At 71.1% G+C, this 9,432-nt stretch carries 15 protein-coding genes; all 15 read left to right on the plus strand.

What is annotated here, in order from left to right; translation table 11 throughout:
* Position 1: 1 nt before the first annotated feature.
* The 15 genes from KOV94_RS03610 (at position 2) to rpsK (ending at position 9,396) form a co-directional block, all read left to right on the plus strand.
* Positions 2–187, plus strand: coding sequence for a type Z 30S ribosomal protein S14 (locus KOV94_RS03610; RefSeq protein WP_013770178.1), 186 nt, complete (start codon positions 2–4; stop codon positions 185–187).
* Between the two features lie 86 nt (positions 188–273).
* A complete protein-coding gene (rpsH, locus tag KOV94_RS03615) occupies positions 274–672 on the plus strand; it encodes a 30S ribosomal protein S8 (protein WP_013770179.1) in 399 nt (132 codons plus the stop codon).
* A 24-nt stretch (positions 673–696) separates the two neighbouring features.
* The gene (rplF, locus tag KOV94_RS03620; protein ID WP_124342377.1) at positions 697–1,236 is read left to right on the plus strand and encodes a 50S ribosomal protein L6; all 540 of its coding nucleotides are present in this window, start codon (positions 697–699) and stop codon (positions 1,234–1,236) included.
* A 3-nt stretch (positions 1,237–1,239) separates the two neighbouring features.
* Positions 1,240–1,611 carry a 50S ribosomal protein L18 gene (gene rplR / locus KOV94_RS03625; RefSeq protein ID WP_124342378.1) on the plus strand — a complete coding sequence of 124 codons (372 nt, stop codon included), beginning with the start codon at positions 1,240–1,242 and terminating at the stop codon, positions 1,609–1,611.
* A gap of 31 nt (positions 1,612–1,642) precedes the next feature.
* Positions 1,643–2,287: a 30S ribosomal protein S5 gene (gene rpsE / locus KOV94_RS03630; protein ID WP_124342379.1), complete on the plus strand. Its 645-nt coding sequence runs from the start codon at positions 1,643–1,645 to the stop codon at positions 2,285–2,287.
* Positions 2,287–2,469 carry a 50S ribosomal protein L30 gene (rpmD, locus tag KOV94_RS03635; protein ID WP_124342380.1) on the plus strand — a complete coding sequence of 61 codons (183 nt, stop codon included), beginning with the start codon at positions 2,287–2,289 and terminating at the stop codon, positions 2,467–2,469. Before rpsE ends, rpmD begins: the two co-directional genes overlap by 1 nt.
* Positions 2,470–2,471: 2 nt before the next feature.
* Positions 2,472–3,194, plus strand: coding sequence for a 50S ribosomal protein L15 (rplO, locus tag KOV94_RS03640; protein ID WP_168676976.1), 723 nt, complete (start codon positions 2,472–2,474; stop codon positions 3,192–3,194).
* A gap of 162 nt (positions 3,195–3,356) precedes the next feature.
* On the plus strand, positions 3,357–4,655 hold the full coding sequence (gene secY, locus KOV94_RS03645) for a preprotein translocase subunit SecY (protein ID WP_124342382.1): 1,299 nt from the start codon (positions 3,357–3,359) through the stop codon (positions 4,653–4,655).
* The gene (locus KOV94_RS03650; RefSeq protein ID WP_124342383.1) at positions 4,652–5,224 is read left to right on the plus strand and encodes an adenylate kinase; all 573 of its coding nucleotides are present in this window, start codon (positions 4,652–4,654) and stop codon (positions 5,222–5,224) included. The genes secY and KOV94_RS03650 overlap by 4 nt, the downstream gene beginning before the upstream one ends.
* A gap of 23 nt (positions 5,225–5,247) precedes the next feature.
* Positions 5,248–6,090 carry a type I methionyl aminopeptidase gene (map, locus tag KOV94_RS03655; RefSeq protein ID WP_218051222.1) on the plus strand — a complete coding sequence of 281 codons (843 nt, stop codon included), beginning with the start codon at positions 5,248–5,250 and terminating at the stop codon, positions 6,088–6,090.
* A gap of 556 nt (positions 6,091–6,646) precedes the next feature.
* Complete coding sequence (locus KOV94_RS20935; RefSeq protein ID WP_218051223.1) at positions 6,647–7,549, plus strand: LPXTG cell wall anchor domain-containing protein; 903 nt, start codon at positions 6,647–6,649, stop codon at positions 7,547–7,549.
* A gap of 341 nt (positions 7,550–7,890) precedes the next feature.
* Positions 7,891–8,112, plus strand: a complete 222-nt coding sequence (gene infA / locus KOV94_RS03665; protein ID WP_013770189.1) for a translation initiation factor IF-1 — start codon at positions 7,891–7,893, stop codon at positions 8,110–8,112.
* A 69-nt stretch (positions 8,113–8,181) separates the two neighbouring features.
* Positions 8,182–8,295, plus strand: coding sequence for a 50S ribosomal protein L36 (gene rpmJ, locus KOV94_RS03670; protein ID WP_013117849.1), 114 nt, complete (start codon positions 8,182–8,184; stop codon positions 8,293–8,295).
* A gap of 231 nt (positions 8,296–8,526) precedes the next feature.
* Positions 8,527–8,907 carry a 30S ribosomal protein S13 gene (gene rpsM, locus KOV94_RS03675; protein WP_013770190.1) on the plus strand — a complete coding sequence of 127 codons (381 nt, stop codon included), beginning with the start codon at positions 8,527–8,529 and terminating at the stop codon, positions 8,905–8,907.
* Positions 8,908–8,994: 87 nt separating this feature from the next.
* Positions 8,995–9,396: a 30S ribosomal protein S11 gene (rpsK, locus tag KOV94_RS03680; protein WP_013770191.1), complete on the plus strand. Its 402-nt coding sequence runs from the start codon at positions 8,995–8,997 to the stop codon at positions 9,394–9,396.
* The last annotated feature ends 36 nt before the right edge of the window (positions 9,397–9,432 follow it).

The raw sequence follows: 9,432 nt of genomic DNA on the forward strand, positions 1-9,432 counted from the left end.
CATGGCGAAGACCGCTCTGATCAACAAGGCTGCCGCCAAGCCGAAGTTCGCGGTGCGTGCGTACACGCGCTGCCAGCGCTGCGGCCGTCCGCACTCGGTGTACCGCAAGTTCGGCCTGTGCCGGATCTGCGTGCGGGAGATGGCCCACCGCGGCGAGCTCCCCGGCGTCACCAAGAGCAGCTGGTAAGACCCCCAGTAGGAACGATCGTCGGTAGGTCCCGGGCCCGCGTCGAGCGGGTCCGGGATACCCCGGCGAGAAAGGGCTGAAGCCCGATGACCATGACCGACCCCATCGCAGACTTCCTCACGCGTCTGCGCAACGCGAACTCGGCGCACCACGACACGGTGTCGATCCCGTTCTCGAAGCTCAAGTCGCACGTCGCGGAGATCCTGCAGGCCGAGGGCTACATCCAGGGCTGGACCGTCGAGGACGCCCCCGTGGGCAAGAACCTCGTCGTGACCCTGAAGTACGGCCCCAACCGCGAGCGTGCGCTCGCCGGCCTGAAGCGTGTGTCCAAGCCGGGCCTGCGCGTGTACGCCAAGTCGACCAACCTGCCCAAGGTGCTCGGCGGCCTGGGCGTGGCGATCCTCTCCACGTCCTCGGGTCTCCTCACCGACAAGCAGGCCGCCAAGAAGGGCGTGGGTGGGGAAGTCCTCGCCTACGTCTGGTAATCGAGACCCGGAAGGAGAACGCCAATGTCTCGTATCGGCAGGATCCCCGTTTCGGTCCCGACCGGCGTGGACGTCAACATCGACGGTGCCGTCGTCACGGTGAAGGGCCCCAAGGGCACCCTCTCGCACACGGTCGCCGCACCCCTCGAGGTCGCGCGTGACGAGGCCGGTGCCCTCGTGGTCACCCGCCCGAACGACGAGCGCCTCTCGCGCTCGCTGCACGGCCTGACCCGCACGCTCCTCGCGAACCTGGTCACGGGTGTCACCGAGGGCTACGTCAAGAAGCTCGAGATCGTCGGCACCGGTTACCGCGTGACCGCGAAGGGCTCGGACCTCGAGTTCGCGCTCGGCTTCAGCCACCCGGTCGTCGTCACGCCGCCGGAGGGCATCACCTTCGTCGTCGAGGCCCCGACCCGCTTCTCGGTGCAGGGCATCGACAAGCAGCAGGTCGGCGAGGTCGCCGCGAACATCCGCAAGATCCGCAAGCCCGAGCCGTACAAGGGCAAGGGCGTGCGGTACGCGGGCGAGAACGTGCGCCGCAAGGTCGGAAAGGCTGGGAAGTAAGCCATGGCGATCAGCATCAAGGGCAAGGGCAAGACGATCGCCCGCCAGCGCCGGCACCTGCGCCTGCGCAAGAAGGTCGTGGGCTCGGCTGCTCGGCCGCGCCTCGTCGTCACCCGCTCCGCCCGTCACATCACGGCCCAGGTCGTGGACGACGGCATCGGCCAGACCATCGCGTCGGCGTCGACCCTCGAGGTCGACCTGCGCGGGGCCGAGGGCGACAAGTCCGCCAAGGCCCGCAAGGTCGGCGAGCTCGTCGCCGAGCGCGCGAAGGCCAAGGGCATCGACGCGGTCGTCTTCGACCGCGGCGGCAACAAGTACCACGGCCGGGTGGCCGCGGTCGCCGACGGTGCCCGCGAGGGTGGTCTGAAGCTGTGACGACGTACACCGGGAAGAAGAGGACTCACTGATGGCTGCTCCTGCACGCAGCAACACCGGTGCCCAGGGCGGCACCGGCGGCGACCGCCGCGACGGCGGCCGTCGTGACGGTGGACGTCGTCAGGACGCCGCCGAGAAGAGCCAGTTCGTCGAGCGCGTCGTGACGATCAACCGCGTCGCCAAGGTCGTCAAGGGTGGCCGCCGCTTCAGCTTCACCGCGCTCGTCGTGGTGGGCGACGGTGACGGCACCGTCGGCGTCGGCTACGGCAAGGCCAAGGAGGTGCCCGCGGCGATCGCCAAGGGTGTCGAGGAGGCGAAGAAGAACTTCTTCCGCGTCCCCCGCATCCAGGGCACCATCCCGCACCCCATCACGGGTGAGGCCGCCGCCGGTGTCGTGTTCCTGCGTCCGGCGTCGCCGGGTACCGGTGTGATCGCCGGTGGTCCGGTGCGCGCCGTCCTGGAGTGCGCCGGCATCCACGACGTCCTGAGCAAGTCGCTCGGCTCGTCGAACGCGATCAACATCGTCCACGCGACGGTCGCGGCCCTCCGTGGCCTCGAGCAGCCGGAGGCCGTGGCCGCGCGCCGTGGCCTGCCGGTCGAGCACGTCGTCCCGGCCGCCCTCCTGCGGGCCCAGGCCGAGGGTCGTGCGACCGCTGCCGAGAAGGTGGGTGCGTGATGGCTCGTCTCAAGGTGACCCAGAAGAAGTCGGGCATCGGTGGCAAGCAGAACCAGCGCGACACGCTGCGCACCCTGGGCCTCAAGCGGATCGGCGACGTCGTCGTCAAGGAGGACCGCCCTGAGATCCGCGGCATGGTCCAGACCGTGCGGCACCTCGTCGCGGTCGAAGAGGTGGAGTGAGCATGGCTGACGAGAAGAAGGAGACCGAGGAGGTGACGGCCCCCAAGGCCGCCGCCAAGAAGGCTCCCGCCAAGAAGGCCGCCGACGCGGCTGCCGAGGCTCCGAAGAAGACGACGAAGGCGAAGGCCGACAAGGCCGAGACCGCCTCCGCCGCCGCGGAGAAGCCGGCTGCCGAGAAGAAGGCCCCGGCCAAGAAGGCCGCCGCTCCGGCGAAGGCCGAGAAGGCCGCGCCGACGGAGGCCGCCCGCAAGGCGGCCGAGGCAGCCGCCCAGCCCGGCGCCGGTGGCACCCTCAAGGTGCACCACCTGCGTCCGGCGCCGGGCGCCAAGACCGCCAAGACCCGTGTGGGTCGTGGTGAGGCGTCCAAGGGCAAGACGGCCGGTCGTGGTACCAAGGGCACCAAGGCCCGGTACCAGGTCCCTGCCGCCTTCGAGGGCGGGCAGATGCCGATGCACATGCGTCTGCCGAAGCTCCGTGGCTTCAAGAACCCGTTCCGCGTCGAGTACCAGGTCGTCAACCTGGACAAGCTCTCGGCGCTCTACCCGGACGGTGGCGACGTGACGGTCGCCGACCTGGTCGCGAAGGGTGCGGTCCGCAAGGGCCAGCCCGTCAAGGTGCTCGGCACCGGCGAGCTCACGGTCAAGGTCTCCGTGGCCGTGGACGCCTACTCGGCGTCCGCCAAGGAGAAGATCGTGGCTGCCGGCGGTTCCGTCGCGCAGGACTGATCGCCGGACGAGGCCGGTGGGATCTCACTTCCCACCGGCCTCGTTCCGTTTGTCGTCGGGCATCCGTTAGGGTGCCTCGTTGCCCCGCGTCGTGGCGGGGTTCGCGGTCCGGGACAGCCGGGTCGCACGAGACGCCGCCGATCGGCGGCCCAGGAGGACCAGGTGCTCAGCGCATTCGTCCGGGCGTTCAGGACGCCCGACCTGCGGCGCAAGCTGCTCTTCACGATCGGGATCATGGTCGTCTTCCGGATCGGCTCGTTCCTGCCGACCCCGGGCGTCAGCTATCCCAACGTGCAGGTCTGCATCGACCAGACGCAGGGCGCGAACGACCTGATCGGGATCGTGAACCTGTTCAGCGGGGGAGCGCTCCTGCAGCTCTCCGTCTTCGCGCTGGGGATCATGCCGTACATCACGGCGAGCATCATCATCCAGCTGCTGCGCGTGGTGATCCCCAAGTTCGAGGAGCTGCACCGCGAGGGCCAGTCCGGCACCGCGAAGCTCACGCAGTACACCCGGTACCTCACGATCGCCCTGGCGGTCCTCCAGTCGACGACGATCATCACGATCGCGCGCAGCGGCCAGCTGTTCCAGGGCTGCACCGTCGACGTCATCCCGAACGACAGCTGGGTGACGCTGCTCATCATGGTCATCACGATGACCGCGGGCACCGGCCTCATCATGTGGCTCGGCGAGCTCATCACCGAGCGCGGCGTCGGCAACGGCATGTCGCTCCTCATCTTCACGTCGATCGCCGCGAGCTTCCCCGGCGCGATGTGGTCGATCGCCGGTGGCGCCGGCGGTGGCGCGAAGTTCGTCGCGGTCCTCGCCGTCGTGGTGCTCGTCATCGCGCTCGTCGTCTTCGTCGAGCAGTCGCAGCGCCGCATCCCGGTGCAGTACGCCAAGCGCATGGTCGGCCGTCGCATGTACGGCGGGTCGAGCACCTACATCCCGATCAAGATCAACATGGCCGGTGTCATCCCGGTGATCTTCGCGTCGTCGCTGCTCGCCGTCCCGGGCCTCATCGCCCAGTTCGGCGACCCGACCGCGGGCTGGGTGCAGTGGGTGTCGCGCTACATCGCGGACCCGGCGTCGCCGTGGCACATCGCGATCTACGTGCTCCTCATCATCTTCTTCTGCTACTTCTACACGGCGATCACGTTCAACCCGGACGAGGTCGCGGACAACATGAAGAAGTACGGCGGCTTCATCCCCGGGATCCGCGCAGGCCGTCCCACGGCCGAGTACCTCGACTACGTCATCACGCGGATCACGGCGCCGGGCTCGATCTACCTCGCCCTCGTCGCGCTGATCCCGACCATCGTCTTCATCGCCCTCGACGTCAGCACGAACATCCCGTTCGGCGGCTCGTCGATCCTCATCGTCGTCGGCGTGGGCCTGGAGACCGTCAAGCAGATCGAGTCGCAGCTCCAGCAGCGGCACTACGAAGGGTTCCTGCGGTGAGCGCTCGTCTCGTCCTCCTCGGCCCGCCCGGAGCGGGCAAGGGCACCCAGGCGGCCCGCCTCGCCGAGCGGCTCGGCGTCCCCGCGATCTCGACCGGCGACATCTTCCGCGCCAACATCAAGGGCGGCACCGAGCTCGGCCAGAAGGTCCAGGCGATCACCGCGTCCGGCGCGCTCGTCCCGGACGAGCTGACGAACGACCTCGTGCGCGACCGGCTCGCGCAGGACGACGTCGCCGAGGGCTTCCTGCTCGACGGGTACCCCCGCAACGTCGCCCAGGTCGCGGCGCTCGACGAGATCCTCGGTGACCGCGCGGTGGACCTCGCGGTCGAGATCACCGCGGACCCCGACGTCGTCGTCGGCCGTCTCCTGAAGCGCGCCGAGATCGAGGGCCGCGAGGACGACACCGAGGACGTCATCCGCCACCGGCTCGACGTGTACGCCGAGCAGACCGCCCCGATCGCCGCCGTCTACGCCGACCGCGGCCTGCTCGTGCAGGTCGACGGGATCGGCGAGGTCGACGAGGTCACCGAGCGGCTCGTGGCCGCGATCGGCTCGCTCGCCCGCTGACGCGGGCCTCGTCGGTGGTGCCCGTGTTCGGCCGTGAGCGCATCGAGTACAAGACCCCCGACCAGGTGCGCGTCATGCGACGTGCCGGCCTGGTCGTCGCGGACGCCCTCGCGGCGGTCCGGAATCACGTCGCCCCCGGCGTGACGACGGCCGAGCTCGACGCCGTCGCCGCCGCGATCATCGCCGACGCCGGCGCGACCCCGTCCTTCCTCGGGTACCACGGGTACCCCGCGACGCTCTGCGTGTCCGTCAACGACGAGGTCGTGCACGGCATCCCGGGCGCCCGCGTGCTCGAGCCCGGCGACGTCGTGTCCGTCGACTGCGGCGCCGTCGTCGACGGCTGGCACGGCGACTCGGCCATCACCGTCGTGCTCGACGGCGGGGAGCAGGCCGACGCCGACCTCGCCGAGACGACGCGGAAGGCCATGTGGGCCGGGATCGCCGCGCTCGCGTCGGCCGAGCGGCTCGGCGCGGTCGGCGAGGCCGTCGAGGACGTCGTGGACGCGGCCCTCGAGGCCGGTCTGAACGACGGGCGTCGGTACGGGGTCGTCGAGGAGTACGTCGGTCACGGCATCGGGACCGCGATGCACCAGCCGCCCGACGTCCTCAACTACCGGGCGCGCGACCGTGGCCCGCGCGTGAAGCCGGGCCTGTGCGTCGCGATCGAGCCGATGGTCGTGCGCGGGCAGCGCTTCACGCAGGTGCTCGACGACGACTGGACCGTCGTGACCGTCGACGGGTCGCGCGCGTCGCACTGGGAGCACAGCGTCGCTGTCCTCGACGACGGGATCTGGGTGCTCACCGCGCACGACGGGGGAGCGGCCGAGCTCGGCGCGCTCGGCGTCGAGGTCGCCCCGCTCGCGTGACCAGCCCGCCGGAGCGACGTGCGCCGGCGAGCCTGTGGCCACGTCGCTGCGCCGACCCCGTCGGCGCGACGGTCGCGTCGCCGCGCCAACCTCGTCGGCGCGACGGTCGCGGTCGCCGCGCTGAGCTCGGTGGCGCGAAGGTCACTCCGCTCCCTCGTCGGCGCGCCCCTCACCGTCCCCGCGCCGACGCCGTCGACTCTGCCCAGCCCTCAAGGCATGCGCGTCCCCCGCGTGCGGGAAGCGCTACCACACGATCGGGTGAACACGCGTCCAGTTTCCCGTCCGAATGCGCCCGACCTGGGCAAACAGCCCCACGGCGTCCGGTTTGTCGGATAGTGTGCCGCGCGGCGGGATCGTCCTCCCGCCAGGACCGCTCCCGCACCTCGTCGCACGCCCGCGGCGGGGTGCTCGCGTGCGGTCCGTCGGACACGCAGGCGTGTGCCCCCTCGTCATGCCTGCCGCACACGATGGGTTGGTCCCTATGCAGCGCAGCAGTCGTCCGTCCCTCCGGTCCCACGCGCGGCGGGCCGCCGTCGTCGGGACGTCCGTCCTCGCGGTGGGCCTGCTCGCTGCGTCACCGGCGGCGGCGACCGGTGGTTCGGGCCACGGGGGCCACGGCGGCTCGCACCGCGGTGACTCGTGGAGCAAGCCGAAGCCGAAGCCCAGCTCGACCACGCCGACGACGCCGACGCCGATGCAGTCGGCGCAGCCGAAGCCGACGCGCGGCGGCCAGACCACCACGGCCGCGTACGTCTACCTGAAGAAGGACGCCAAGGCGCCGGCCTCGTGGGAGAACTCGACGCAGCAGTACCTGGTCGCGACGTGGGACGGCGCCCAGTGGCGGAACATCACGTGGGACCAGATCAAGGACGCGGTGCCGTTCGAGGTCTGCGGTCCGGGCTGGGGCGTGCAGGAGGACGCCGCCTACGGCGGTCCCCAGGTCTTCACGGACTCCGACGCGCCGCACTACCCGGACGGCGTCCTGAAGTGGGTCAACCAGGGCGGGCCGCTGTTCGCCGCGGACCACTGGGACCTCGAGGAGCAGGTGGGCGCCGTGCCGGCCTGCGCGCCGACCTACCCGGTGCCGACGCAGAGCGCGACGCCCACGCCGACCGTCAGCCCGACCCCGTCGGCGACGCCGAGCGTGACGCCCGAGGCGCCCACGCCGACGCCGGTCCCGACGGACGTCGTGGACGACGACGTCACGCCCACGCCCAGCGTGACGCCCACGCCGGTCGCGACGCCCGCGGTGACCCCGTCGCCCACGTCGGAGGTTCTCGCGGCCCCGTCGTCGACGCCGGCGCCCACCGTGCGCTCCGAGGTGCTCGCAGCGGGTGCGCTCGCCACGACCGGCTCCACGGCGCTGCCGCTCGCGGTCGGCGCCGGAGTGCTGGTCGCCGCCGGCGGCGTGCTGCTGGCGCTGCGCCACCGTCGCCGTCCGAGCGGTTCGGACGCCTGACCGAGCACGACCCGGGCCGCTGACGGCCCGTGACGAGACCGCCGGACCTGGCGACGTCCCCGTGGCAGGAGGGGGCGCAGGTCCGGCGGTTTCGTCCTGTGAGGCGGATGCCGTAACATAGTCCGTTGGGTGTGTGCGCCCAGTTGGCTGACAGTCGTCCCGCGATCGTGGGGCTCCTGACAGCCGTCGCGCCACGGTCGACCCGTCGTCCTCGACACGGGCCGGCCTCGGTGCGGTCCGGGCCTTCGCACTCTCCACGAACGCCGGTCCCGCTCCCGCACGCGCGGGGGCCACGGCCGACGTGGGCTGATCAAGACCAGGACCGACAGTTAGCGGAGGACATGGCGAAGAAGGACGGTGTCATCGAGATCGAGGGCAGCGTCGTGGAGGCTCTGCCGAACGCGATGTTCCGCGTGGAGCTCACGAACGGCCACAAGGTGCTCGCCCACATCTCGGGCAAGATGCGTCAGCACTACATCCGGATCCTCCCTGAGGACCGGGTGGTCGTCGAGCTGAGCCCGTACGACCTGTCCCGCGGTCGGATCGTCTACCGCTACAAGTAACCACCACTCGAACACGCCGTCACGCCCCGGGGGAGCCCGTGGGTCAGCGGCGGCGGAGGAATCAACGCGATGAAGGTCAAGCCCAGCGTCAAGAAGATCTGCGACAAGTGCAAGGTGATCCGCCGGCACGGTCGCGTCCAGGTGATCTGCGAGAACCTGCGCCACAAGCAGCGCCAGGGCTGACGCCCTGACGGTGCGCCGCGGGTCCGTCCCGCGGAGCACGTCGAGCAGCACCACCGGTCCCGCACGGGACCATCGGCCCCGGGCAGGGGCCGGCAAGCGCACCGCCACTCCGGACAGTGCCGGGCAGCAGCCCGGTCCGGACCGGCGAACCCTCGGTCGGAGGCCGGGGCCCGCAGCACGCGGGGAGGCGGTGCGGAAGACCTCCGACGCAGTTCAGGAGCCACCAGGCACATGGCACGTCTCATCGGCGTCGACCTCCCCCGCGAGAAGCGGCTGGAGATCGCGCTCACCTACATCTACGGGGTCGGTCGCACGCGCGCCCAGCAGACCCTCGCCGCCACGGGCATCAGCCCCGACGTCCGCGTGAAGGACCTCGGGGACACCGAGCTCGTCGCGCTGCGTGACTACCTCGAGGGCAACTTCAAGCTCGAGGGTGACCTCCGCCGTGAGGTCGCCGCGGACATCCGCCGCAAGGTCGAGATCGGCTGCTACGAGGGCCTCCGCCACCGCCGTGGCCTTCCCGTGCGCGGTCAGCGCACGAAGACCAACGCGCGCACCCGCAAGGGCCCGAAGCGCACCGTCGCCGGCAAGAAGAAGGCCGGGCGCAAGTAACCCGCACGTCCCGCGAGGACCGCGCCCACGGCGAGAGGTCCCGGGACGTCGGCACACGCAGCCTGACGACCACGAGAGAAGAAGCAGATGCCTCCCAAGACCCGCAGTTCCGTGCGCAAGCCGCGCCGCAAGGAGAAGAAGAACGTCTCCCACGGCCAGGCGCACATCAAGAGCACGTTCAACAACACGATCGTCTCCATCACGGACCCGTCCGGCGCCGTGATCGCGTGGGCGTCCTCCGGCCAGGTCGGCTTCAAGGGCTCGCGCAAGTCGACGCCCTTCGCCGCGCAGCTCGCCGCCGAGGCCGCCGCGCGTCGTGCCCAGGAGCACGGCATGCGCAAGGTCGACGTCTTCGTCAAGGGCCCGGGCTCGGGCCGTGAGACCGCGATCCGCTCGCTCCAGGCGACGGGCCTCGAGGTCGGCTCGATCCAGGACGTGACGCCCCAGGCGCACAACGGCTGCCGCCCGCCGAAGCGCCGCCGCGTCTGACCCTCGGCTCGGCCGTGGGGGGGGGGGGGGGGGGGG

The organism is Cellulomonas algicola (assembly GCF_019024305.1).
Classification (GTDB): Bacteria; Actinomycetota; Actinomycetes; order Actinomycetales; family Cellulomonadaceae; genus Cellulomonas; species Cellulomonas algicola.